At 73.2% G+C, this 22,814-nt stretch carries 24 protein-coding genes and 1 pseudogene; 13 read left to right on the top strand and 12 right to left on the bottom strand.

The window, feature by feature from the left end; genetic code table 11:
* Positions 1-57 precede the first annotated feature (57 nt).
* The 5 genes from solA to ACFY2K_RS31210 form a co-directional block, all read right to left on the bottom strand.
* Positions 58-1,218 (bottom strand): N-methyl-L-tryptophan oxidase, encoded by a 1,161-nt coding sequence (gene solA, locus ACFY2K_RS31230; RefSeq protein WP_380531383.1) that lies wholly within the window; start codon positions 1,216-1,218, stop codon positions 58-60.
* Complete coding sequence (locus ACFY2K_RS31225) at positions 1,215-2,159, bottom strand: EamA family transporter (protein ID WP_375894703.1); 945 nt, start codon at positions 2,157-2,159, stop codon at positions 1,215-1,217. The genes solA and ACFY2K_RS31225 overlap by 4 nt, the downstream gene beginning before the upstream one ends.
* On the bottom strand, positions 2,152-3,018 hold the full coding sequence (locus tag ACFY2K_RS31220) for a methyltransferase (RefSeq protein WP_375894701.1): 867 nt from the start codon (positions 3,016-3,018) through the stop codon (positions 2,152-2,154). The genes ACFY2K_RS31225 and ACFY2K_RS31220 overlap by 8 nt, the downstream gene beginning before the upstream one ends.
* A 94-nt stretch (positions 3,019-3,112) precedes the next feature.
* Positions 3,113-3,913, bottom strand: coding sequence for a pyrroline-5-carboxylate reductase (gene proC / locus ACFY2K_RS31215; RefSeq protein ID WP_387716020.1), 801 nt, complete (start codon positions 3,911-3,913; stop codon positions 3,113-3,115).
* A 326-nt stretch (positions 3,914-4,239) separates the two neighbouring features.
* Positions 4,240-4,920, bottom strand: a complete 681-nt coding sequence (locus tag ACFY2K_RS31210) for a PH domain-containing protein (protein WP_375894695.1) — start codon at positions 4,918-4,920, stop codon at positions 4,240-4,242.
* A gap of 225 nt (positions 4,921-5,145) precedes the next feature.
* On the opposite strand from ACFY2K_RS31210, the gene deoC reads away from it, so the two are divergent.
* The 5 genes from deoC to ACFY2K_RS31185 all read left to right on the top strand — a co-directional run bounded on the left by deoC (position 5,146) and on the right by ACFY2K_RS31185 (position 9,876).
* Entirely contained in the window at positions 5,146-6,132 is a 987-nt protein-coding gene (deoC, locus tag ACFY2K_RS31205; RefSeq protein WP_375894692.1) for a deoxyribose-phosphate aldolase, read from the top strand.
* A 5-nt stretch (positions 6,133-6,137) separates the two neighbouring features.
* A complete protein-coding gene (locus ACFY2K_RS31200; RefSeq protein WP_387716017.1) occupies positions 6,138-7,619 on the top strand; it encodes an aldehyde dehydrogenase family protein in 1,482 nt (493 codons plus the stop codon).
* Complete coding sequence (locus ACFY2K_RS31195) at positions 7,612-8,517, top strand: aldehyde dehydrogenase family protein (RefSeq protein ID WP_380531374.1); 906 nt, start codon at positions 7,612-7,614, stop codon at positions 8,515-8,517. Before ACFY2K_RS31200 ends, ACFY2K_RS31195 begins: the two co-directional genes overlap by 8 nt.
* 212 nt (positions 8,518-8,729) lie before the next feature.
* Positions 8,730-9,137 carry a hypothetical protein gene (locus ACFY2K_RS31190; protein ID WP_380531372.1) on the top strand — a complete coding sequence of 136 codons (408 nt, stop codon included), beginning with the start codon at positions 8,730-8,732 and terminating at the stop codon, positions 9,135-9,137.
* 100 nt (positions 9,138-9,237) lie between these two features.
* Positions 9,238-9,876, top strand: a complete 639-nt coding sequence (locus ACFY2K_RS31185) for an ATP-binding protein (protein ID WP_380531369.1) — start codon at positions 9,238-9,240, stop codon at positions 9,874-9,876.
* Between the two features lie 194 nt (positions 9,877-10,070).
* Here ACFY2K_RS31185 and ACFY2K_RS31180 read toward each other — a convergent pair whose 3' ends face one another.
* Positions 10,071-10,733: a SigE family RNA polymerase sigma factor gene (locus ACFY2K_RS31180; protein WP_375894809.1), complete on the bottom strand. Its 663-nt coding sequence runs from the start codon at positions 10,731-10,733 to the stop codon at positions 10,071-10,073.
* 586 nt (positions 10,734-11,319) lie between these two features.
* Between ACFY2K_RS31180 and ACFY2K_RS31175 the strand changes: the two genes are divergently transcribed.
* The 4 genes from ACFY2K_RS31175 (at position 11,320) to ACFY2K_RS31160 (ending at position 14,642) form a co-directional block, all read left to right on the top strand.
* On the top strand, positions 11,320-11,997 hold the full coding sequence (locus ACFY2K_RS31175; protein WP_063349065.1) for a response regulator transcription factor: 678 nt from the start codon (positions 11,320-11,322) through the stop codon (positions 11,995-11,997).
* Positions 11,998-12,041: 44 nt separating this feature from the next.
* Positions 12,042-13,586: an ATP-binding protein gene (locus ACFY2K_RS31170; RefSeq protein ID WP_375894681.1), complete on the top strand. Its 1,545-nt coding sequence runs from the start codon at positions 12,042-12,044 to the stop codon at positions 13,584-13,586.
* On the top strand, positions 13,583-13,897 hold the full coding sequence (locus ACFY2K_RS31165) for a hypothetical protein (RefSeq protein ID WP_375894678.1): 315 nt from the start codon (positions 13,583-13,585) through the stop codon (positions 13,895-13,897). The genes ACFY2K_RS31170 and ACFY2K_RS31165 overlap by 4 nt, the downstream gene beginning before the upstream one ends.
* Before the next feature lie 127 nt (positions 13,898-14,024).
* On the top strand, positions 14,025-14,642 hold the full coding sequence (locus ACFY2K_RS31160) for a VanZ family protein (RefSeq protein WP_375894675.1): 618 nt from the start codon (positions 14,025-14,027) through the stop codon (positions 14,640-14,642).
* A gap of 160 nt (positions 14,643-14,802) precedes the next feature.
* Here ACFY2K_RS31160 and ACFY2K_RS31155 read toward each other — a convergent pair whose 3' ends face one another.
* Positions 14,803-15,444: a PhzF family phenazine biosynthesis protein gene (locus tag ACFY2K_RS31155; protein WP_375894672.1), complete on the bottom strand. Its 642-nt coding sequence runs from the start codon at positions 15,442-15,444 to the stop codon at positions 14,803-14,805.
* A 154-nt stretch (positions 15,445-15,598) separates the two neighbouring features.
* On the opposite strand from ACFY2K_RS31155, the gene ACFY2K_RS31150 reads away from it, so the two are divergent.
* A complete protein-coding gene (locus ACFY2K_RS31150; protein ID WP_375894670.1) occupies positions 15,599-16,138 on the top strand; it encodes a hypothetical protein in 540 nt (179 codons plus the stop codon).
* Between the two features lie 72 nt (positions 16,139-16,210).
* Here the strand turns inward: ACFY2K_RS31150 and ACFY2K_RS31145 are convergent, their stop codons facing one another.
* The gene (locus ACFY2K_RS31145; protein ID WP_387716009.1) at positions 16,211-17,539 is read right to left on the bottom strand and encodes a hypothetical protein; all 1,329 of its coding nucleotides are present in this window, start codon (positions 17,537-17,539) and stop codon (positions 16,211-16,213) included.
* 372 nt (positions 17,540-17,911) lie between these two features.
* Between ACFY2K_RS31145 and ACFY2K_RS31140 the strand changes: the two genes are divergently transcribed.
* Complete coding sequence (locus tag ACFY2K_RS31140) at positions 17,912-18,097, top strand: PspC domain-containing protein (protein WP_207813471.1); 186 nt, start codon at positions 17,912-17,914, stop codon at positions 18,095-18,097.
* A gap of 86 nt (positions 18,098-18,183) precedes the next feature.
* Here the strand turns inward: ACFY2K_RS31140 and ACFY2K_RS31135 are convergent, their stop codons facing one another.
* From ACFY2K_RS31135 to ACFY2K_RS31125, 3 genes are all read right to left on the bottom strand, one after another.
* Positions 18,184-18,567 (bottom strand): ATP-binding protein, encoded by a 384-nt coding sequence (locus ACFY2K_RS31135; RefSeq protein WP_375882306.1) that lies wholly within the window; start codon positions 18,565-18,567, stop codon positions 18,184-18,186.
* A 215-nt stretch (positions 18,568-18,782) separates the two neighbouring features.
* A complete protein-coding gene (locus tag ACFY2K_RS31130; RefSeq protein ID WP_375882303.1) occupies positions 18,783-19,940 on the bottom strand; it encodes an adenosine deaminase in 1,158 nt (385 codons plus the stop codon).
* 128 nt (positions 19,941-20,068) lie between these two features.
* The gene (locus ACFY2K_RS31125) at positions 20,069-21,037 is read right to left on the bottom strand and encodes a LysR family transcriptional regulator (RefSeq protein WP_387716006.1); all 969 of its coding nucleotides are present in this window, start codon (positions 21,035-21,037) and stop codon (positions 20,069-20,071) included.
* A gap of 92 nt (positions 21,038-21,129) precedes the next feature.
* On the opposite strand from ACFY2K_RS31125, the gene ACFY2K_RS31120 reads away from it, so the two are divergent.
* A complete protein-coding gene (locus ACFY2K_RS31120) occupies positions 21,130-22,407 on the top strand; it encodes an MFS transporter (RefSeq protein ID WP_387716003.1) in 1,278 nt (425 codons plus the stop codon).
* Positions 22,408-22,433: 26 nt separating this feature from the next.
* The gene (locus ACFY2K_RS31115; protein WP_387716000.1) at positions 22,434-22,664 is read left to right on the top strand and encodes a hypothetical protein; all 231 of its coding nucleotides are present in this window, start codon (positions 22,434-22,436) and stop codon (positions 22,662-22,664) included.
* Here the strand turns inward: ACFY2K_RS31115 and ACFY2K_RS31110 are convergent.
* Positions 22,653-22,814, bottom strand: a pseudogene (locus ACFY2K_RS31110) (IS630 family transposase); the annotation flags it as partial. The gene ACFY2K_RS31115 and the pseudogene ACFY2K_RS31110 sit on opposite strands and share 12 nt — an antisense overlap.

Below are 22,814 nucleotides of genomic sequence, written 5' to 3'. Positions count from 1 at the left end.
GCGTGTGCCTCCCCGCCCCGGTCCGGGGTGGGGAGGCACACGCGCGTCCGGGGGAGGTCAGCGGTCGCCGGCCGCTCCCGCGCCGAACCGGTCGCCCGCGAAGGGCGCCAGGTCGACCGGCGCGGGCTCGCCCAGCGCCAGGGCGGCCGCGCACTCGCCCACCGCGGGGGCGAACTTGAACCCGTGCCCCGAGCAGGCCGAGGTGTGGACGATCCGCGGGTCCGCCGGCGAGCGGTCGATGATGAAGCTGCCGTCCGGGGTCAGGGTGTAGTAGCAGTAGCGCGCCCGGGGTGCCTCCGGCTGGACGCCGGTGAAGATCCGGGCCACCATCCGGGCCATCTCCTCCCGCTCCTGCGCCGAGACCTCGCGGCGCGCCAGGTCGGTCGGGTCCCCGGGCGTCTGCTGGCGGTTGTGGAAGCCGATCTTGACCTCGCGGCCGCCCTCGCCCCACTCGGGCACGCCGTAGACGACCTGTCCGTCGGCGCTCTCGTACAGGAAGGCCGGGAAGCCCTCGGTGCCCAGCTTCGGGTCCGCCCGGAACCAGTAGACCGGGACCCGCATCGGGCTCAGGTGCCGCGCCGTGGACGGTGCGAGCGGTCCCTTCATCCAGGGGCCGGTCGCGACGACGACGGCGTCGCAGGAGAGCGTCCCGCCGGAGCGCAGCCGTACGGTCACGCCGCTGGCGGCCGACCGCAGGTCCACCACCTCCTCGCCGAAGCGGATCGAGGCGCCCCGGCGGACCGCCTCGTCGATCATGGCCAGCCGGGCGCGGTTGGCCAGGACGGTGTAGGCGCCGGGTTCGTACAGCGCCTTCATGTCGGCGCCGACGCCGAACCACGGGAAGCGCCCGTTGAGCTGCTCGGCGTTCCAGACCTCGTGCGCGATGCCGCCGGTCTCCGCGGTCTGCCGGCTGAGGTCCACCACGCCGCTGGACTCGGCCCCGACGAAGACCCCTCCGGTGCGCATCAGCAGGGTGTCCCCGTACGCGGCCTCCAGGTCCGTCCACCGCTCGTGGGCGCGCTCCAGCAGCGGGAGGTAGTCGGTCCCCTCCCAGTAGGCCCGCCGGAAGATGCGGGTCTCGCCGTGGGAGGAGCCGAAGCGGTGCGTCGGGCCGTGGGCGTCGACGGCGAGCACCCGCGCGCCCCGTTCGGCCAGTGCCTGGGCCGCCGCCGCGCCGAACACCCCGAGGCCGATGACCAGTACGTCGCCCGTTCTCACAGCCGTACCCCCTTCTCGACCGGTGCCGCGACCGGCCCGGACTGCGGACGCGCCCGGCGGACGCGCAGCGCCGATTCGATGACGATGGAGACCAGTGACAGCCAGACCACGGCGAAGCAGATCAGCGTGTTGGCGGACGGCCGCTGGTGGTACCAGACCAGCGCGACGACGAGCTGGGTCGTCGGCAGCACGTACTGGATGAACCCCGTCGCAGTCAGGCTGACCTTCTTCGCGCCGAAGGCGATCAGCCACAGCGGTGTGACGGAGACCAGGCCGCACACCGCGAGCAGCACGAAGTCCGTGTGCCCGGCGGACGGCCCCGGGTCGAGCGAGTAGCCCGTGGTGAGGACGGCGATCCCGATGCCGAGCGCCAGCAGGGCCGTCTCCAGGGTCAGCCCGGTGACCGGGTCGGCGGTGGTGAGCTTCTTGAGGAAGGTGTACACCCCCCACGTCAGGCCGATCGTGACGTACACCCACCAGTCGAGCTCGGTGCTGCGCACGATGAGCAGCACGACGCCCAGCAGGCACAGGCCGAGCGCGACGCGGCGCAGCCGCCCGAGCGGTTCGCCCATCACCAGCGTCCCGAGGACGACGGTGACCGCCGGGGCGATGAGGTAGCCGAGGCCGGTCTCGATGACCCGCCCGTGGATCGAACCCCAGATGAACGTGAGCCAGTTGATGCAGACCAGCACCGCCGCGGTCAGGTGCACCAGCACCAGCCTCGGGGTGGCCGCCGTGCGGGCGGCGGCCCGGAACCGCCCCAGCAGCGCGAGCGCACCGCACAGCGTCACCAGCGACACCAGGATGCGGTAGCCGAGCAGCGTCTCCGGCGGCACGTGCGCCAGGGCCCGCCAGAACAGCGAGGACGAGCCGAGGATGACGTTGGCGACCGCGATCGCGGCCAGGCCCGCCGGAGCGCCCCGGCCGCGTACGCTACCCATCCGCCCGCCTCTCCCCCCGGCGGGCCAGGCGGCATTCGACGATCTCGTACGACCAGTAGAGGGTCCCGTCGCCGGCGATGCTGAAGGCCGCGCCGTGGTGCTCCTTCCAGTGGTGGAACTCCCTGGTCAGCACCTGTCTGGAGGCGTGCCACTCCCTGGTGTACAGGAACAGCGGGAAGCTGTGCCGCTCGATCAGCCGGAACTCCAGAGGGCCGGCGCTGCCCGCCGGCCCGCCGAGTCGGCGGAGCACGTCCTGGATGCCCGTCATGGAGTTGAGGCCGATGACGGCGCGCCCGGTGTCGGTCAGGTGGTGCGGGAGGTCGCGCAGGAAGCCGAGGAGGACCTCCTCCCCGGAGAACATGGCCGACAGTTCGAGGTCGGCGAGCCCCTGCTGCCGCAGTTCGCGCCGGCAGTCCGCGGACGGGGTGCGCCAGCCGGGCGGGTTGAAGACGACGAGGTCGAACCTGCGGTCCGCGGCCGGGCTCTGGAACAGGCTGCCCGCGTCGTACCGGACGATCCGGTCGCCGAAGTTGAGCTGCTCGTTCTCCGCGGCGGTCTTCAACGCGGGGATCGACACGTCCGTCGCCACGATGTCGCGGGCGCCCAGGCTGCGCATCAGCAGGGCCAGGGCCCCGCTGCCGGTGCCCATGTCGAGGACCGAACCGCCCAGGACGGACCGGTCGAGGGTGCGCACCAGGACGTCGCCGAGGCTCAGCCCGGCGGGGCTGACCTTGAAGACGCCTTGGCGGTCCTGGAGTCGGAGGCTGTGCCCGAGGCCGAAGTACACCTCGTAGTGCTCCTCGGAATGCACCGCCGCGGTTCTGTCGCCGGGATTGTGCTGCCGGATCACGCCCAGCATGATTCCCCCTCCAATGGAATTCTCGGTCGAGTTCTCGGCCGGTTCCCCGGCCGCACCGCATTCACCGGGGCGGCGGCCGCCGTGGCACGCGCATTCACCGGCCGATTCCGCCCAGTTCACGCGAACGGTCGGCGGAGCGGGTCAAACCCCCCACGAGCACGCCTTGCAGCCCCAGCTCCTGGAAATGGAAGATTCCCTGTTCGGTCGTTCCCCCCGGGGTCATGACCTGTCGGCAGAGCTCCTCGGGAGAGTGCTCGGTCGCATCCAGGAGTTCCGCGGTGCCGCGCAGTACCTGGGTGGTCATCGACCGGGCCTGGGCCCGGTCGAACCCGGCGGTGACGGCGAAGTCGATGAACGCCCCGGCGATGTGGGCGACGAAGGCCGGTCCACCGCCGCAGAGCGCGGTGGCGTCGTCGATGAGGGCCTCGTCGCGCACGGTGAGGGCCCGGCCGATCGAGGACAGCAGCCGTTCGGCGGTCCGCACGTCGGCCACCGGCACGGTGGCGCCGGGGCACAGCACGGTCATGCCCTGCGCGACCTCGGACGGCGTGTTGGGAATCGCCCGGACGACCCGGTCGGTGCGCAGCAGTGCCGTCGTGGCCGCGATGCTCACCCCGGCCATCACGGAGATGACCAGGGCCCCCTCGAACGCCCCCGCCTCCTGGTCGGCCGCGAACCCCTCGAAGGCCTGCGGCTGGATGGCGAGGACCACGGCGTCGCCGGGCTGCGGGCGGTACCGGACGACGGGTTCCAGGCCGAATTCCGCGTGCACCAGGCGCGCCCGGGGTTCGGCCGTCTCCACGATTTCGAGCGGAAGGTCCGGATTTCTCTTCAGGAGTCCGGAAATGATGGCGGTGCCCATGTGCCCGGCACCGATGACGACGACCCGGTCCACGCCGGTTGTCAGACTTTCCCCACTGGTCACATTTCCCCCACTGTCAACGGGCGTCACTCTGGACGCACCAAGCGACGGTCATCACGAATGTGCCTTTTCGGAAGCTTTACAACACCCGCGCCAGCCTATTTATGTGATCATGGACCGACAAGGGACCAAAGGCGGATGGACCGGACAGTTTTTACGACCGTATAAAAACCCATTCGACGGTCGGGCCGCACCACCGCGCCGCCCCTCGCCGCACTTCCGCCTCGCCCCTCGCCGCACCTCCCCCGACGCGAAGGAGCCCGCCGTTTCCGGCGGGCTCCTTCGTGGTGCGGTCGTCGTCAGACCGCGATCACCGTGATCAGCGCGACCAGGCCGAGCAGCGCCGGGACGATCACCCACCAGCACCAGCGGACGACCACCGGGCCGGCGGCGTCGGGCCGGCGGCCGTTGCGCTCGGCCATCCCCTGGAGGACGTCGGTCACCTGGTCGGACCAGGCCCGGGTCGGGTCCGAGGACCCCTGGACGACCGGGTTGGTCCGGGCGGCGAGGCCCAGCCCCAGGCCCGTCCGGGAGGCGTGCTCGGCGTTGCCGCGGCTCAGCGCCCGGTTGGCCCGCTTGCGCTGGCGCAGCGACACCGGGACGGCCCACACCTGGTACTTCTTCTCGCCGGACAGCAGCTCGACCGAGTACCCGGCCCGCAGCGCGTCGACCGAGGCCCAGGGGACGGTGATGGTGCGCCAGGGGTTGCGGACCACCAGGCGCCGACTGTCGGCGAACACCGCCGGACGCAGCGTGTAGGCGATCACCGGGAGGGCGAACACCGGCAGCGCCGCGAGCGCGACGTACGGGGTCCTGCCGGTGCCGGTCACCGCCGCGTCGCCGATCAGCCAGGCGGCGACGGCGAGCAGGAACACTCCGGAGATCACGCCGGGGACGGAGCGGTACACGCGGTCCGCGTACTCGGGGTCCCCGTCGGGGGCGGCCGGGCCCTGGTGGGGCTTGCCGTCGGATTCGGTCATGGCGTCGATTCTGCCCCATGCACCCCTCACCAGCGGGTCTCGGTCCGGCCACGAATGGCGCCCCGACCCCGGCCGGGGCGCACCCCGGTCGGCACCCCGATCGGCACCCCGGGCCCGGCCGGGCGGCCCCGTTCGGCCGAGGTCTCGGTCCGGCCACGAAAGGCCACCGGAAAGGTGGGCGCTCTAGCGGTCGGCTACGCGCGTAGATATGCTGGTCTGGTGACTATGTCCACTGTTGCAGCCAATGCCCCCGGCGTTGCGGGCAGCGGCCTCGCGGACGTTGCGGCGTCCGAGGCCTCGCTCCGCCGCTTCCTGCACGGCCTGCCCGGCGTCGACCAGGTCGGCCTCGAAGCCCGCGCCGCGTCCCTCGGGACCCGCTCGATCAAGACCACGGCGAAGGCCCGCGCCATCGACCTGGCGATCTCCATGATCGACCTGACCACGCTCGAGGGCGCGGACACGGTCGGCAAGGTGCGCGCCCTGTGCGCCAAGGGCAGGACCCCCGACCCGACCGACCCGACCACCCCGCGCGTCGCCGCCATCTGTGTCTACCCGGACATGGTCGCCACCGCGAAGGACGCCCTGCGGGGCACCGACATCCAGGTCGCCTCCGTGGCCACCGCCTTCCCGGCCGGCCGCGCCGCCCTCCCGGTCAAGCTCGCCGACACCGCCGACGCGGTGGCCGCGGGCGCCGACGAGATCGACATGGTGATCGACCGGGGCGCCTTCCTCTCCGGCCGCTACTTCGACGTCTTCAACGAGATCGTCGCCGTCAAGGAGGCGTGCAAGCGCGCCGACGGCAGCTACGCCCACCTCAAGGTGATCTTCGAGACCGGCGAGCTGCAGACCTACGACAACGTCCGCCGGGTCTCCTGGCTGGCGATGCTGGCCGGCGCCGACTTCATCAAGACCTCCACCGGCAAGGTCGCCGTCAACGCGACCCCGCCGGTCACCCTGCTGATGCTGGAGGCGGTCCGCGACTTCCGCGCCGCCACCGGCGTCCAGGTCGGCGTGAAGCCGGCCGGTGGCATCAAGACCACCAAGGACGCCATGAAGTACCTGGTGATGGTCAACGAGACCCTCGGCGACGACTGGCTGAGCCCGCACTGGTTCCGCTTCGGCGCCTCCAGCCTGCTCAACGACCTGCTGATGCAGCGCCAGAAGCTCGCCACCGGCCGCTACTCCGGCCCCGACTACGTGACGGTGGACTGATCACCATGGCCAAGAAGAAGAACATCGAGGAGCCCGCGGCCCAGCCGGCCGGAGGCCTCTTCACCTACGCCCCGGCCCCGGAGTCCCCCGCCGCCGCCGGCGACATCGCGACCTCGTACGGCCACTTCATCGGCGGCGAGTTCGTCGACTCCTCCGGCAGCGAGGCCCTCAAGACGGTCAACCCGGCCACCGAGCAGGTGCTCGCCGAGTTCGCCCAGGGCACCGACGAGGACATGGACCGCGCCGTCGCCGCCGCCCGCAAGGCCTTCGCCGACTGGTCGGCGCTGCCGGGCAGCGAGCGCGCCAAGTACCTGTTCCGGATCGCCCGGATCATCCAGGAGCGCGCCCGCGAGCTGGCCGTGCTGGAGTCGATGGACAACGGCAAGCCGATCCGCGAGACCCGCGACTTCGACATCCCGACCGTCGCCGCCTGGTTCTTCTACTACGCGGGCTGGGCGGACAAGCTCGACTACGCCGGCTACGGCGCCAACCCGCGCCCGCTGGGCGTGGCCGGCCAGGTCATCCCGTGGAACTTCCCGCTGATGATGCTGGCGTGGAAGATCGCGCCCGCCCTGGCGACCGGCAACACCGTCGTCCTCAAGCCGGCCGAGACCACCCCGCTGACCGCGCTGCGCTTCGCCGAGATCTGCCGCCAGGCCGGTCTGCCGAAGGGCGTCGTCAACATCGTCACCGGTGACGGCCGCACCGGCGCCGCGCTCACCGCGCACCCGGACGTCAACAAGGTCGCCTTCACCGGCTCCACCCCGGTCGGCCGGGCGATCGCCAAGCAGCTGGCCGGCAGCCGCAAGAAGCTGTCGCTGGAGCTGGGCGGCAAGGCCGCCAACATCGTCTTCGACGACGCGCCGATCGACCAGGCGGTCGAGGGCATCGTCAACGGCATCTTCTTCAACCAGGGCCACGTCTGCTGCGCCGGCTCCCGCCTGCTGGTCCAGGAGTCGATCCAGGACGAGCTGCTGGACGCCCTCAAGCGCCGGATGGGCACCCTGCGGGTCGGCGACCCGCTGGACAAGAACACCGACATCGGCGCGATCAACTCGGCCGCCCAGCTGGCCCGGATCACCGAGCTGACCGCGGCCGGCGAGGCCGAGGGCGCCGAGCGCTGGTCGCCGGAGTGCGAGCTCCCGGGCACCGGCTTCTGGTTCAGGCCGACCCTGTTCACCGGCGTCAGCCAGGCCCACCGGATCGCCCAGGAGGAGATCTTCGGCCCGGTCCTGTCGGTGCTGACCTTCCGCACCCCCGACGAGGCGGTCCAGAAGGCCAACAACACCCCGTACGGCCTCTCCGCCGGCATCTGGACGGAGAAGGGCTCGCGCATCCTCTGGACGGCCAACCGGCTCAAGGCGGGTGTGGTCTGGGCCAACACCTTCAACAAGTTCGACCCGACCTCGCCGTTCGGCGGTTTCAAGGAGTCGGGTTACGGCCGCGAGGGTGGCCGCCACGGTCTGGAGGCCTACCTCGATGTCTGACACGACCTTCGCGCGTCTTGACGTCCTCAAGACCTACAAGCTGTACGTCGGCGGGAAGTTCCCGCGCTCCGAGAGCGGGCGGGTGTACGAGGTGACCGACGCAAAGGGCGAGTGGCTCGCCAACGCCCCGCTGGGTACCCGCAAGGACACCCGCGACGCCGTCCTGGCCGCCCGCGCGGCGGTCAAGGGCTGGGCCGGCACCACCGCGTACAACCGCGGCCAGGTGCTCTACCGGGTGGCCGAGATGCTGCAGGGCCGGCGCGAGCAGTTCGCCGCCGAGGTGGCCGTCTCCGAGGGCATCGGCCCGAAGAAGGCCGCCGCGCTGGTGGACGCCGCGATCGACCGCTGGGTCTGGTACGCGGGCTGGACGGACAAGGTCGCCCAGATCGCGGGCGGCGCCAACCCGGTCGCCGGGCCGTACTTCAACCTCTCCACCCCGGAGCCGACCGGCGTGGTCGGGATCGTCGCCCCGCAGGCCGGGTACGGGCACTCGCTGCTCGGCCTGGTCTCGGTGATCGCCCCGGCGATCGCCACCGGCAACACGGTCGTGGTCGCGGCCGCCGCGGACGCCCCGCTGCCCGCGCTGTCGCTGGGCGAGGTGCTGGCCACCTCGGACCTCCCGGGCGGCGTGGTCAACATCATCTCGGGCCGGACCGCGGACATCGCCCCCACCCTGGCCTCGCACCAGGACGTCAACGCGCTGGACCTCACCGGCGCCGTCGCCGCCGACGGCCCCGGCGCGGCGACCGCGCTGGAGGCCGCCGCCGCCGATACCCTGAAGCGGGTGGTCCGTCCGGAGCTGGACCCGTTCGCCCAGGACTGGACGGATGCGCCCGGTACCGACCGGCTACTCTCCTTCCTGGAGACGAAGACGGTCTGGCACCCGATGGGGATCTGACCCTCCGTCGGTTCCGCATCACAACTCCACAGACTGGCCGTCCCCAGCGCCCTCTCCCCCCCAGGGCCCGGACGGTCATTGGACGGACCCGCACCTCTCCCCCCCTGGTGCGGGTCCGTCGACTTTCGTCACCGCCCGCGCGACTTTCGGCGCTCGCCGTGCGTGTGCGTCCGGACCAGAATCCCCGGTACCGACACCACCGAGGAGGCGCCGTGGGAGAGTTGATCGCCGAGCTGATGCCGCTGCTGACGGACGGGTTCGTCCGCCGCTGGCACGTCGCGCGGGTCCGCCGCCGCCTAGCCGCCGGGAAGCCCGCCCGACTGCCCTGCTCCGCCCGGTCCGACCGGCCGGGCTGGCAACACCGCTACACCAACGGCAGGTTAGACGTCACCCCGGGTGCCGCCGCGGTCACCTTCCGCGCCCGCGGGGCCCGCCCGCTCGAACTGCCCACCGGGGGTACCTTCCACGAGCCCGAGCCCGACACCTGGCACTCCCAGGACTGGGCCGCCACCGGCTACCAGCCGCCCGGCGGCGGGCGCCAGGTGTACCTCCAGCTCGACAGCCGCTACCTGCCGGCGCTCCACCTCGCCCTCGCCGGCCCCGACTTCCGGACGGCGTGACGGAGGGCGAGGCCGGAGGGCGCGACCGGAGGGCGCCGGCCGGAAGGTGTGATGCAGAACGGTTTCGGCAACCGGCCGGGATGCGTCAGACTGGTGTCCCGTGAGTGACTCCCCCATGAATCCCGTCCCGACGGCCCACGCCCGGGTGATCCTGCTCTCCGGGCCCTCCGGATCGGGGAAGTCCTCGCTGGCCGAACGCAGCGGCCTCCCGGTGCTCCAGCTGGACGACTTCTACAAGGACGGGGACGACCCCACCCTCCCCCGGCTGCCCGACGGCGCCGTGGACTGGGACTCCCCGCTCGCCTGGCACCGCGACCAGGCCGTCGCCGCCATCCGCGCGCTGTACGAGCGCGGGCGCACCGAGGTGCCGGTGTACTCGATCCCGGACAACGGTCGGATCTCCACCCGCGCCCTGGACCTGGACGGCGCCACCGCGTTCATCGCCGAGGGCATCTTCGCCGCCGAGATCGTCACCGAGTGCACCGCCGAGGGCCTGCTCGGCGACGCCCTGTGCCTGCGCAACGGCGCGCTCACCACGGCCTGGCGCCGACTGCGCCGGGACGTCCGGGAGGGCCGCAAGTCGCTGCCGGTGCTGCTGCGCCGGGGCTTGCGACTGATGCGGGCCGAGCGGGCCATCGTCGGACGGCAGGTCGAGCTGGGCTCGTACCCGTGCGCCGGGCCGGAGGCGGAGCGGCGGGTCCGCGCCGCCTCGGGGCGGCGGGAGCTGTCGGCGGTCTGAGCCGCGCCGGGCGGGACCGCCCGAGGACGTACGACGACGGGCCCGGTGCGTCTCCCCCGCACCGGGCCCGTCGCCCACCGAACGGCTTGGGCTCCCCACGAGCGCCGCTCCCCCGAGCTGGCGCCCCCGAACCGCAACCGTCCGCTACCCGTCCCCCGACGGGAGTCCTGTCCCCTGCTCCCCGCTCGCCGCCGTCAGGCGACCAGCTCGCCGAACGCCCGGACGGTGTCGCCCGACTTGTTCAGGTGCTCGTCGTCGCGCAGCCGGCGCAGCGCGCGCCAGATGCTGCTCTTGACCGTGCCGACGCTGATCCCCAGCACGTCGGCGATCTCCGGGTCGGTCTTGCCCTCGTAGTACCGCAGCACCAGCATGGTCCGCTGGTTCTCCGGCAGCTTCGCCAGCGCCTGCCAGAGCACGGTGCGCAGCTCGGTGCCGCCCATCGCGTCGGTGTCGCCGGCCGTCTCCGGCAGCTCCTCGGTCGGGTACTCGTTGACCTTGCGGCGCCGCCAGGCGGAGATGTGCAGGTTGGTCATGGTGCGGCGGAGGTAGCCCCCGACCGCGGCCTTGTCGGTGATCCGGCCCCAGGCCCGGTAGGTACTGAAGAGCGCGCTCTGCAGCAGGTCCTCGGCCTCGTAGCGGTCACCGGTGAGGTGGTACGCCGTGGCGTACAGGGAGGCGCGGCGCTCGCGCACGTACGCGGTGAACTCCGTGATGTGGTCCTCCGCGACGGCCGGGTGCTCCCCCTGCGCGTCTCCCTGTCCCGCCTCGGTGGTGCGGGCCGGCGCGGGGTTCAGCCGCAGCAGCGTCGCACCGGCGGCCCCGCGACCGGCCGGCTCCCCCGAGCCGACCGTCCGCAGACCGTTCTTCCTCTGGTCGCCCCCCCGGGCGTCCGTGCCCTCGACGCGGACGGGGAGGATCCCCCGCAGCGTGAGGGTGTTGCCGGAGTCGGCCGTACTCCCCAGTCGGCCGATCCCGTACAGCTCCCCCGTCCTGCCGCCGCCGCTCACCCGGCGGGCGACAGGGTTTCCACCGGTGCTGTGCGCGCACCCCCGTACGGTCACGGCACCGGAGTTCTCGTCGGTCCTGATCTCGTACCGGGTCCGGTGGGTGGTCGCTGAGGAACGCGCGGTGCGGACAGCCGGGTTGGTCCGGGTCTGAAGCATGGCGTTCATCGTGCGCCCCCTTGGTTCGGTACGAGCGGTTCCTGTTGCCGCCCTCCAGCCGGCCCTTGCGGCCCGCTGTCCTGCGGCGACATGGAAAATCCTGCCCGCCGGTTGTGATGGCGCTGTCCGCCGACTGTCACAGGGGTGTCACAGGGCCGGGCCCTTCGACCCGTTCCTCCTCCCGCCGTTCCGGACGCCGGCGGCCGTCCTTCCGGTTCCCGTACGGGCGGTGACCGGTCCGGGGGGTGATTCGGCGCTCCCGGTGGGCCAAAATGGGGCCGTGCCTTTCCTCCTACTGATCGAGGACGACGACGCCATCCGGACCGGCCTCGAACTCGCTCTCACCCGCCAGGGCCACCGTGTGGCCACCGCCGCCTCCGGCGAGGACGGTCTGAGGCTCTTCAAGGAGCAGCGGCCCGACCTGATCGTGCTGGACGTGATGCTGCCCGGAATCGACGGCTTCGAGGTCTGCCGTCGGATCCGCCGCACCGACCAGCTGCCGATCATCCTGCTCACCGCCCGCTCGGACGACATCGACGTGGTCGTGGGTCTGGAGTCCGGCGCGGACGACTACGTGGTGAAACCGGTCCAGCCGCGCGTGCTGGACGCCAGGATCCGCGCCGTGCTGCGGCGCGGTGAGCGGGAGAGCTCCGACTCCTCCGCGTACGGCACCGTCGTGATCGACCGGGCCGCGATGACCGTCACCAAGGACGGGCAGGACCTCCAGCTCACCCCGACCGAGCTGCGGCTGCTCCTGGAGCTCAGCCGCCGCCCCGGCCAGGCGCTCTCCCGCCAGCAGCTGCTGCGGCTGGTCTGGGAACACGACTACCTCGGCGACTCCCGCCTGGTGGACGCCTGCGTCCAGCGGCTGCGGGCCAAGGTCGAGGACGTGCCGTCCGCGCCGACCCTGATCCGCACCGTGCGCGGGGTGGGCTACCGACTGGACCCGCCTGCCTGAGCCCCTCGCCCCCTTCCTGAACTCCCGTACGACGACAGGCTCTTGTGACTGACCATCAGCAGACTGCCCGACGGTTCTCGTCCGGCCCGTGGCGACGGCTGCGCTCCTTGCGGGTGCGGCTGATCGCGGTGTTCGCGGCCGTCGCGCTGCTCGCCGCCGTCTCGGCCTCCGGCATCGCGTACTGGCTGAACCGCGACGCGGTGCTCAAGCGCGCCCAGGACACCGCGCTGAACGACTTCCGGGTCTCGCTCAGCCGCAACGTCTCCGACCTGCCGCTGAACGCCAGTTGCCCGGACCTCGCCACGCTGGCCTCCAACGTGGCGAGCTCCGGCCTGTCCTACGACGTGGTCGTGGTCGACCCGGCGCACCCCGAGTGCCCGGCGGTCTCCTCCGCCCCGACGCGCTTCACCCTGGCCGACGTCCCGGCGGCGCTGCAGTCCACCGTCGCCAAGCCGCGCGAGGTCACCGAGAGCAACCCGTACCCGTACCACCTGTACTGGCAGCGGCAGAACCTGGACGGCCGCCCGTTCGTGATCGGCGGCACCAAGGTGCTGCCGAACGGCCCGACGGCGTACATGTTCAAGTCGCTGGAGAACGAACGGGCCGACCTCAACACCCTGGGCTGGTCACTGGCCATCGCGACCCTGCTCGCGCTGATCGGTTCGGCCCTGCTCGCCCAGGCCGCCTCCTCGACCGTGCTGCGGCCGGTCAAGCGGCTCGGGGAGGCCGCCAAGCGGCTCGGCGAGGGCCACCTGGACACCCGGCTGGAGGTCGAGGGCTCCGACGAACTCGCCGACCTGGCCCGGACCTTCAACCGGGCCGCGGAGTCGCTGCACGAGCAGGTCGAGGAGCTGAGCGCGCGCGAGGCGCAGAGCCGGCGGTTCGTCGCCGACATGTCGCACGAGCTGCGCACCCCGCTGACCGCGATGACCGCGGTGACCGACATCCTGGAGGACGAGGCCGAGTCGCTGGACCCGATGATCGAGCCCGCCGTCCGACTCGTGGTGAGCGAGACCAGGCGGCTGTCCGACCTGGTCGAGAACCTGATGGAGGTCACCCGCTTCGACGCCGGCACCGCCAGGCTGGTCGCCGACGAGGTCGACGTCGCCGACCTGATCATGTCCTGCATCGACGGCCGGGCCTGGTACGACGCGGTCGAACTGGACGCCCCGCGCGGCATCCTGGCCGTGGTCGACCCGCGCCGGCTCGACGTGGTCTTCGCCAACCTGATCGGCAACGCGCTCAAGCACGGCGGCTCGCCGGTGCGGGTCAAGGTCCGGCAGTCCGCGGACTCGGTCGTGGTCGAGGTCTCCGACAGCGGCCCCGGCATCCCCGAGGACGTGCTGCCGCACGTCTTCGACCGCTTCTACAAGGCCGACCGCGGCCGGGCCCGCTCGGAGGGCAGCGGCCTGGGGCTGTCCATCGCGATGGCCAACGCCCAGATCCACGGGGGGACCATCACGGCGGCGAACGGGGAGGTCGGCGCGGTGTTCACCCTGACGCTGCCGCTGACCCAACCGCCGTCGCCGTCCGCGGGCGGGACCGAGCTCGGCCCCGCCGGCGACGCCGAGCTCAAGGACGCCACGTGACCGCCCCCACCCGCACCGCCCTGCGCCGCACCGCCGGCGTCCTGCTCCTGCTCGCGCTGGCCTCCGGCTGCGGCATCCGGCCGACCGCCGTACCGGTCGACGCCGGCGCGCCCGCCAGCCGGACGGCCTGCCCGAGCGCCCCGCACATACCGACCGCGCTGGCCACCCCGACCCCGCCCGCCCCGGCCGTCACCCCGTCCCGCGGCGCGGCCAAGGCGAGCCCGAGCCCCTCGCCCACCCCGGTGGTGCCGGGCTCGCCGCCGCCCGACAACGTGTTCGGCGCGGTGCCCACGGCGGCGCCCTGCCGGTAGGGCCCGTCCTCGGGCGAGGCGCCCCCGTCGACTCCGTCGACCCCGTGTGACGGGAAACGGGGGCGCGCCCCGGAATGTTCACGCCCGGCGTGGAACCGCCGCGCCACCGGCCCACGTCCTTCCCCCCGTGCAGCGAGATGGCACCAGGACACGCGACGAGCGTTCCGGCGCACGGACCGAGAACAGGCCGGCGGCGGGCGTCCACCGACCCCTCCGGCACGCCGGACTGGCGGGCCTGGCCCTCCACCTGACGCTGGTGCTCTGGCTGGTGCTCAGACCCCTGCCGGTGGCCTGGGTGTACGACGCCAACCTGACGCCGCTGGCCTCGCTCCGCTCCTCCACCCCGTGGCAGGTGGTCGGCGAGTTCCTGCTGCTCGCCCCGCTCGGCGTCCTGCTGCCGCTGGCCGGCGGCCGGGTCCGGGCCCCCTGGCTGCCGTCCTTCCTGCGCACCACCGGTGTGTCCGCCCTGCTGGCGACCGGCCTGGAGTTCCTCTCCTCCTGGACGCCCGGGCACGTGCTCAACGTGGACCACATACTGTTCGCCGTGCTCGGTGTGATGATCGCCCACCTCGCCCTCGTCCCCGGCCTGCGCCGCCTGCTGCGGGAGCACCGGACCGCGGCCCGGGCCCGGCGGGCCGCCGTCCTGGCCGCCCCGCCGGTGGCCGCCGCCGTCACCCCGAAGGTGACCATGGCACCCGCGGCCCGTCCGCGTGCCTACGCGGGCCCCACCCCGCCGGCCGGCTAGGCCCTGTCCGGTCGATCTTGTCGGATCAGCCCGCGGCGGTGGGCGCCCGGCTGGGCGTGCGCCCGGATCGTCCTCGTACTGGGTGTACTCGGGCGATTCGGGCGTGCGGGCAGGCGGGATGCCCGGCGTCGCGGGCCCGGCAAGATCGGCCGGACAGGGCCTAGGCACGCACCACCCGGCCGCCGACCTCGACCAGCCCGCCCGGCCGCGGACCGGCCAGCAGCTGCGAACCCCGGCCCTGGGTGACGGTCAGCGCCCGCCCGAGCCGGCCGGCCAGCAGCAGGGCCGCCGCACCGGTCGCCTCGTCCTCGTCGATGCCGTCACCCCGGCCCGGGAAGGCCCGCGCCCGGACCGTACCGGCCGCCTCGTCCTGCCAGGCCCAGGCGTACACCCACTCCCCCGGCGGCGGCACCTCCAGCGCCTCCACCTCGGCGGCCGAGCCGTACTGCCGCAAGGTCCGCCCCGGGGCCCACTCCGGCCGGGCCTCGATCCGGGTCAGCCCGCCCTCGCGCCGCACCGGCACCTCCCCGGCGGCGGTCACCAGCCGGTCCACCCCGAGCAGCCAGGCGGCGCCCACGCACGGGTGGCCGGCGAAGGGCAGCCGCACGCTCGGGGTGTAGATGTCGATCTCCCCGCGCTCCGCGTCGTCGACGAACACCGTCTCGCTGAAACCGAGTTCACCGGCGAAGGCCTGCCGCGCCGCCCGCCCCGGAACGGCGGCGCCGTCCCGCACCACACCGAGCGCGTTGCCGTACTGCCCGTCCGGCCCGCAAAAGACCCGCAGCACCTCATAAACAGTCATTTCCCACCTCGTCAATTACCGCTCCGGCGCAGCCGCGACCCGGCGCAACGACACCGTGATGAAAAGGCGACGACGGATGTCGGCCCCCTCCAGTACTGTGCGCTGTCGTCCCCGGACGGTTCCCGTCGTCATTCTCCTCCCACAGGAAATTCCCTTGAACAATCTCGACTTCACCAACGAACCCGGTTTCTCCTGGTACGTCGTTCTGCTGGCGCTCAGCGGCGCCATCATGCTGGTCCTCGGCGTCCTGCCGCTGCGCGGGCTCAAGGTCGGCATGCGGATCCTCAACATCGTGATTGGCCTCGGGTTCGCGGGCTACGCCTACTACCTGGCGTTCGTCTTCGAGGGCGGCACCTACCGGATCTTCTTCCAGGCGCTGATCCTGCCGATCGCGATGATCGTCGCCACGGTGAAGGCCGTCGTCGAGCGCAGCAACGCCAAGAACGCGCCGCCCCAGCCGGTCACGCCGTACACCCCGCACGCGCCGTACAACCCGAACGCCCCGCACGACCCCAACGCCGCCGCCCAGCAGGCCGCGTTCAACCCGAACGCCCCGTACGCCCAGCCGGCCGGGCAGCCGGGCCAGCCGGTGCCGCCGCAGGGCGCCGTGCCGCCTCAGCCGGGCGCGCCGGCGCAGCCGGTGGCGGACAACCCGTACGCCCAGCCGCAGCCTCCGCAGCAGCCGGCCGGCTGAGCCCCGGAACGCCGCAAGGCCCGTCCGTCCCCGCCTTCGAGCGGGGACGGACGGGCCTCGTGCTGTCCGGGGTCAGTTCCCGGCGCCCTGGGCGCGCTGGCGGCGGCGGGCGACGACCAGGGTTCCGATGCCGAGGGCGATCGCGGTCGCGCCGGTGATCGCCATCGGGGCGGAAGAGGACCCGCCGCCGGTGGAGGCCAGCCGGGTGGCCTCCACGGCCGCCGGGGCCGGGGCGGCGGCGGCCGCCACCTGCACGGGCTCGGCCGCGGGGCTCGGGGCGCCGGTGGTGACCTGCGCGGCCGGGACAGCGGCGGCAACGGTGGCCGGGGCGGCCGGAACGGAGGTGACCGGGGTGGTGGGAGCCGGGGTGCCGGTGGCGGCCTGGATGGTGAAGTCCGCCCTCGGGCTGAACGACTCGGCGCCGCTCTCACCCGCGCCGGGCAGGCTGCCCACCCTGGCGAGCAGGGACTCGGCGACGACCGGCGCGTCCTTGGTGAAGGCCAGCCGGAGGTTGAACGTCCTCGTCCCGCCCTTCGGCAGGACGACGACGTCGGCGTCCTTGCTCCCCGCCCGCAGGCCCATGCAGAGCCAGGCCGGGTGGTCCGAGTCACCGCCGGGGGTGCCCTCCAGCCAGTCCCCGTTCGGCGCCTGGAACTCGAACCTGACCGTCCCGGAGGGGAGCAGGTCCTTCCCCTGGAACACGATCGCGGGCACCAGCCGGAGGTCCTTGCCACTGGTGTTGCCGAGGACGAGCTTGAACGGCTTCGACTCCGTGCCCGCCGTGAAGACGGCGGGCACCCCGTCGAGCCGGACGTCCGCCGTGGCAGCGGGCGTGGTCGCCGGCGTGGTCGGCGTGACCGCCGGGGCGACCACCAGGTTCGGGGAGGTGCTGAGCGCGGTCGAGATGCGCTGCTCGGGGGGCAGGGTGGGGTCCGACACGATGGCGTTGAAGCCCGGGCCCACCCGACCCGCCGGGGCATCGGCGGAGACGGTGAGCCGCAGCCGGTAGACGGCCTCGGCACCGGCCGCCACGTGCCGGCCGCCGTTGCGGTCGACGTCCCAGACAGCGGCACCGCGTTCCTCGGCGGCCTGCCACCCGGTCGTGCCGGGGGCCTGGTACTCCAGCTTGAACTGGCCCGGCTTGATGCCGAGGCCGGGGTCCGCGAGGGTGAGGACCGACCCCAGCACGTCCATCTGGTGGTCGACGGTGTTCTTGAGGGTCACGGAGAACTCGATCGGCGCGCCGCCCGCCTTGACCGAGTCGGGCAGTCCGCCGAAAGCGGCGGTGACCGGCGAGGTGGCCTGGGTGCCCTGGGGCGCGGCAGTGGCCGTCGGGGCCGCCAGTGCCGCCGGGGCCGAGGTCAGGGCGGCGCCGGAGGCCAGCGCGGCAGCGGCGGCCACGGCGAGGATTCTGCGGGACTGATTGCGCAAGGGGACCTCACGGGAGAATTCGGGCGCAGCCCGAGAGAAGTGCGAAATCGCAGGCGTGAGGGGCCTCTTGAGGCCGTGACGGCGCCGCCGGATTTCCCCCCACCATCAGCGACCGCGGAATCATATCCCTCCGCCCCGACACCTTCGCGAACGGGTTTTTCCGTACCCGCACCTCCGGGTCATCCCTGAGGCGGACCCCGATCCGGGTCTCCGTCTTCCCGGTGACCTACCGGGGTCGAGGATCGCCTGGTGGGTGGAGGTTTCCGGGCCGGCGGCGGCGGAGTATGGAGGTACGCCCGCCGGACCACCCGGCACCGGCAGCCAGCCAGCCAAGGAGTTCCCATGAGCGCCCGCCTCGCCCGCCCCCGCCACAACCGCGTCATCGCCGGCGTCTGCGCCGGGATCGCCGAGCGCTTCGGCCTCACCCCGTGGACCGTCCGACTGATCTTCCTGCTGTCGTGCCTGCTGCCCGGCCCGCAGTTCCTGATCTACCTCGCGCTGTGGGTGCTGCTCCCCCAGGAGCCGTGAGGCCGTACCGGCGGGCACGACGACGGGCCGCCCGCCCCCGGAGGAGTTCCGGGGGCGGGCGGCCCGTCGTCGTGCGGGTGGCCGGATCAGCCGCCCAGGCCGCCCAGCGCGCCGGCAACCCCGCCGATCGGGGTCTTGTCCAGGCCGGGGACGTTCGGCAGGCCGCCGACGCGCTGCTGGGTGAGGCCGGCGACCGGGGCGGCGGGCGCGGCCTCGGCGGCCGGAGCGGCGGCGGGCTGGCCGGCGCTCGGGGTCAGGGTGCCGAGGGTGCCGGCGACCTTGTCGCCGCCGGGCAGCTTGGCCGCGGTGTCGGTGACCGCACCGGTCACCGCGGGGTTCGTCACCGCGCCGGTGGGCAGCCCGAGGCCGCCGGCCGCCTGGCCGGCCGCCGCGGAGGCGGTGCCGGCGCCGACCGCCGCGATGGCGATGCCGAGCGCCGCGGTACCGGCGGCCTTGAGAGCCTGCTTCATGGTTCGTCCCCTTGGGTCCTCGTCGGTGGCCGACATCGCACGGGGCGACGGACGGGCGAGTGCCGCCACGGCCTGTCAGCATTGACTGGCACACCGTAGTGACAGGGTCGCGCGAGAACCAAAGGGCGTTCACTCACCCGAGTGAGTAGTCGGATGAACGCCAACTTCCGTACCCGGAAGCCGCGTTCATCCGACCGCAAGGACGGGCCGTCGGCTCAGCTGCCGGCGGTGCCCGCGCTGAACAGCCACTCCGCCTTGAGCTCGGCGTAGCCCGGCTTGATCACGTCGTTGATCATCGCCAGCCGCTCGTCGAAGGGCAGGAACGCGGACTTCATCGCGTTCACCGTGAACCACTCCATGTCGCCCAGGGTGTAGCCGAAGGCGTCCACCAGGTGGCCGAACTCCTGGCTCATGCTGGTGCCGCTCATCAGCCGGTTGTCGGTGTTCACGGTGACCCGGAACTTGAGCCGGCTGAGCAGCCCGATCGGGTGCTCGGCGTACGAAGCGGCGGCCGCCGTCTGGAGGTTGGAGGTCGGGCACATCTCCAGCGGGACGCGCTTGTCGCGCACGTACGCGGCCAGTCGGCCCAGCTCGACGCTGCCGTCCTCGTTCAGGGTGATGTCGTCGACGATCCGCACGCCGTGGCCGAGCCGGTCGGCGCCGCAGCACTGCAGGGCCTCCCAGATCGACGGCAGGCCGAAGGCCTCGCCCGCGTGGATGGTGAAGTGGTTGTTCTCGCCCTTGAGGTAGTCGAAGGCGGCCTGGTGGCGGGTGGGGGGGTAGCCCGCCTCCGCGCCCGCGATGTCGAAGCCGACGACGCCCGAGTCCCGGTGGCGGTTGGCCAGTTCGGCGATCTCCTGCGAGCGGGCGGCGTGCCGCATCGCGGTGATCAGGGTGCCGATGCGGATCCGGTGGCCGGCCGCGCGGGCGTTGGCCTCGCCCAGGCGGAAGCCCTCCTGGACGGCCTCGACGACCTCGTCCAGGCTCAGGCCGCCCTCCAGGTGCTGCTCGGGGGCGTAGCGGACCTCGGCGTAGACGACGCCGTCGGCGGCCAGGTCCTCGGCGCAGTCGGCGGCGACCTTGACCAGGGCCTCGCGGGTCTGCATGACGGCGCAGGTGTGCGCGAAGGTCTCCAGGTAGCGGACCAGCGAGCCGGAGTCGGCGGCCTCGCGGAACCACTCGCCGAGTTCCTTGGCGTCGGTGGTGGGGAGCCCCTCGTAGCCGGTCGCGGCGGCGAGCTCGACGACGGTCTCCGGGCGCAGCCCGCCGTCGAGGTGGTCGTGCAGCAGGACCTTCGGCGCGCGGCGGATCTGGTCGGGGGTGGGAATGCGCGGGCCGGTGCCCGCGGTGGTGACGGGGATCTGCTTCTCCATTGCGGAAATATAGCCCCTACGCGCGTAGACCTACCACCGGGAACACCACCGGATGGTCCAAAGCAGGACCGGAATTCCACCGCCCGGTCCATAGGATCCGCCAAACAGGCCGCATCGCGCCGACCACCTCAGTCGTGGTGCAGCAGCCGCCCCCGCCGGGACAGCACGAAGTCCCGGAACGCCGCCACCGGCGGCGTCAGCGGCCGCCCCGCCGCCCAGGCCAGGCCGATCGCCCGCCGGGTCCGCGGCGCGGTCACCTCCAGCTCCACCACCCCGGGCCGCGGCACCAGCGCCGGCGGCAGCAGCGCCACCCCCAGCCCGGCCGCCACCAGCCCCCGCAGGGTCTCGGCCTCCTCCCCCTCGAAGGCCAGCCGGGGCACGAAGCCGGCCTGCGCGCAGAAGCCGTCCGTGATCATGCGCAGCCCGTACCCCTGCTCCAGCCCGACGAACGGCTCCTCGGCCACCTCCGCCAGCCGGATCCGCCGCCGCCCCGCCAGCCGGTGGTCCGCCGGGACGGCCAGGTGCAGCCGCTGCTCGTCCAGCGGGCGGGCCGTGAAGGCCGGGTCGTCCGGCAGCGGCGCGACCAGGCACAGGTCCAACTCGCCCGCCCGCAACCGCTCCAGCATCGCCGTGCCGTAGTCCTGCACCAGCTGGAACCGCACCTGCGGGTGCGCCGCCCGGAAGCCCCGCAGCAGCGCCGGGACGGCGTCCGGGCCCATCGTGTGCAGGAAGCCGAAGGCCACCCGCCCCACCGCCGGGTCCGCCTCCGCCCGGGCCGCCTCCGCGCCGCGCTCCAGCTCCGCCAGCGCCCGCTCCACCGAGGCCAGCAGCAGCCGGCCCGCCCTGGTCAGCCGGACCGTCCGGCCCTGCCGGGCCAGCAGGCCCACCCCCAGCTCCGCCTCCAGCCGGGACACCGCGCGCGACAGCGTCGGCTGCGGCACCCCGAGCAGCGCGGCCGCCTGGGTCACGTGCTCCAGCCGGGCCACCGCGGCGAACCTCGCCAACCTGGGCGCCAGCAGCACGGCCGGCTCCTCCGGCCCCAACTCGGCCACCCGGTAGGGCTGCTCCGTTCCGTCCGACGCGTCCGCCACGGCCATCCCCGTCCCACCTCGACTCATACACCGGCGCATCGATCATCCACTCTTCATGCATTGGACGCATCAGCCGCGCCAGGCCTAGCGTCGGAGCCATGCAGCCCTCCGATACCAGGGCATCCGCGGCCACCCCGGATGCCTCCACCGAGCACACCCTCGACCGGGACGACCGCCACCGCCCGGGCGGGCGCGGCTTCCGCCGCGCCAACCTCGCCCTGTTCGCCGCCGGTGTCGCGACCTTCGTCCTGCTCTACTCCACCCAGGGCCTGCTGCCGGTCCTCTCGGCCGACCTCGACCTCACCCCCGGCCAGGCCAGCTGGACGGCCTCCGCCGCCACCCTCGGCCTCGCCCTCGGGCTGCTCCCGGCCAGTGCGCTGGCCGACCGGTACGGCCGCACCGCGGTGATGACGGCCTCCGTCCTCGCGGCCTGCGCCCTCGCCGTCGCCCTGCCCCTCGCGCCCGACCTCACCACCCTGGTCGTGCTGCGCGTCCTCCAGGGCACCGCCCTCGCCGGGCTCCCCGCCACCGCCATGGCCTACCTCGCCGAGGAGGTCCACCCCAGCGCGCTGCCCTCCGCGATGGGCCTGTACGTGGCCGGCAACAGCATCGGCGGCATGGGCGGCCGACTGATCTCCGGCTGGACCGCTGCCGCCCTCGGCTGGCGCTGGGGCCTCGCCGCCTCCGCCGCCCTCGCCCTGCTCGCCGCGCTCGCCTTCCGGCTGCTGATCCCCGCCGCCCGGCACTTCACCCCGGCCCCGGTGGACCCGCGCGCCCTCGCCCGCACCGTCGGCCGGCACCTGCGCAACCCGCTGCTGGTACGGCTGTACGCGCTCGGCATGCTGTTCATGGCGGTGTTCGGCGCGGTCTACAACACCGTCGGCTACCGGCTGATCGCCGCGCCCTTCCACCTGCCCGAGTCGATCGCCGCCTCGATCTTCGTCGTCTACCTGGTCGGCACCGGCACCTCCGCCGCGGTCGGCCGCCTCTCCGCCCGGCTCGGCCGGCGCGGCACCCTCTACGTCGCCGTCGGCGTGACCGCCGCCGGGCTGCTGCTCTCGCTCGCCGACTCCCTGGTCTGCGCCCTGCTCGGCCTGGTGCTGATCACCGCCGGCTTCTTCGCCGGCCACACCACCGCCTCCGCCGCCGTCGGCCGCACCGCCACCGGAGGCCGCGCCCAGGCCTCCGCCCTCTACCTGATCGCCTACTACCTGGGCAACAGCCTCGGCGGCACCCTCGGTGCCGACGCCTACCACTCCACCGGCTGGCCCGGCGCCGCCACCGTCGGCCTCACCGCCATGACCCTCGCCGCCGCCGTCACCCTCCACGCCACCCACCAGGCCCGTACCACGAGGCGAGCGGTCGCGGACGCTTGACAGCGGGCGCGGATACACTCCGGAGTGTGAGCGTCGATCCTGCAGTGTTCGCCCGGCTGCTTGAGATCGCGGATCAGTTGCCGAAGGTGCCGGGGATAGGGAAGGTCGAGATCGCCGAGGGCGAGATCGTCATGATGACGTCACCGGTCATGCGACACGAACTCGCTGCACTGCACATCGCCAGGCAGCTCAATGCGCAGTTGTCGACGACCCACCCGGGCCATATCGCGTACCACGGTGCGGACCTAGTGTCCTGAGTCCTTGATCCGTCGGATGTATCCAGCGAGGGATTCGAGGATCTGGTCAGCGGTCTTGGTCCAGACGTAGGGCCGGGGGTCGGTGTTCCAGTCGGCGACCCAGGCGCGGATGTCGCGTTCGAGGGCCTGGACGGAGCGGTGGACGCCGCG

Source organism: Kitasatospora sp. NPDC001309 (assembly GCF_042896295.1).
GTDB lineage: Bacteria > Actinomycetota > Actinomycetes > Streptomycetales > Streptomycetaceae > Kitasatospora.
This window is presented reverse-complemented; position numbering and strand designations above follow the sequence as displayed.

What these genes read in the sequence shown, in the direction of transcription:
- ACFY2K_RS31225 (WP_375894703.1), bottom strand. Translation starts at nt 2,159, where the DNA reads ATGGGTAGCGTACGCGGCCGGGGCGCTCCGGCGGGCCTGGCCGCGATC.
- ACFY2K_RS31220 (WP_375894701.1), bottom strand. Translation starts at nt 3,018, where the DNA reads ATGCTGGGCGTGATCCGGCAGCACAATCCCGGCGACAGAACCGCGGCG.
- ACFY2K_RS31210 (WP_375894695.1), bottom strand. Translation starts at nt 4,920, where the DNA reads ATGACCGAATCCGACGGCAAGCCCCACCAGGGCCCGGCCGCCCCCGAC.
- deoC (WP_375894692.1), top strand. Translation starts at nt 5,146, where the DNA reads ATGTCCACTGTTGCAGCCAATGCCCCCGGCGTTGCGGGCAGCGGCCTC.
- ACFY2K_RS31200 (WP_387716017.1), top strand. Translation starts at nt 6,138, where the DNA reads ATGGCCAAGAAGAAGAACATCGAGGAGCCCGCGGCCCAGCCGGCCGGA.
- ACFY2K_RS31195 (WP_380531374.1), top strand. Translation starts at nt 7,612, where the DNA reads ATGTCTGACACGACCTTCGCGCGTCTTGACGTCCTCAAGACCTACAAG.
- ACFY2K_RS31155 (WP_375894672.1), bottom strand. Translation starts at nt 15,444, where the DNA reads ATGACTGTTTATGAGGTGCTGCGGGTCTTTTGCGGGCCGGACGGGCAG.
- ACFY2K_RS31140 (WP_207813471.1), top strand. Translation starts at nt 17,912, where the DNA reads ATGAGCGCCCGCCTCGCCCGCCCCCGCCACAACCGCGTCATCGCCGGC.
- ACFY2K_RS31135 (WP_375882306.1), bottom strand. Translation starts at nt 18,567, where the DNA reads ATGAAGCAGGCTCTCAAGGCCGCCGGTACCGCGGCGCTCGGCATCGCC.
- ACFY2K_RS31130 (WP_375882303.1), bottom strand. Translation starts at nt 19,940, where the DNA reads ATGGAGAAGCAGATCCCCGTCACCACCGCGGGCACCGGCCCGCGCATT.
- ACFY2K_RS31125 (WP_387716006.1), bottom strand. Translation starts at nt 21,037, where the DNA reads ATGGCCGTGGCGGACGCGTCGGACGGAACGGAGCAGCCCTACCGGGTG.
- ACFY2K_RS31120 (WP_387716003.1), top strand. Translation starts at nt 21,130, where the DNA reads ATGCAGCCCTCCGATACCAGGGCATCCGCGGCCACCCCGGATGCCTCC.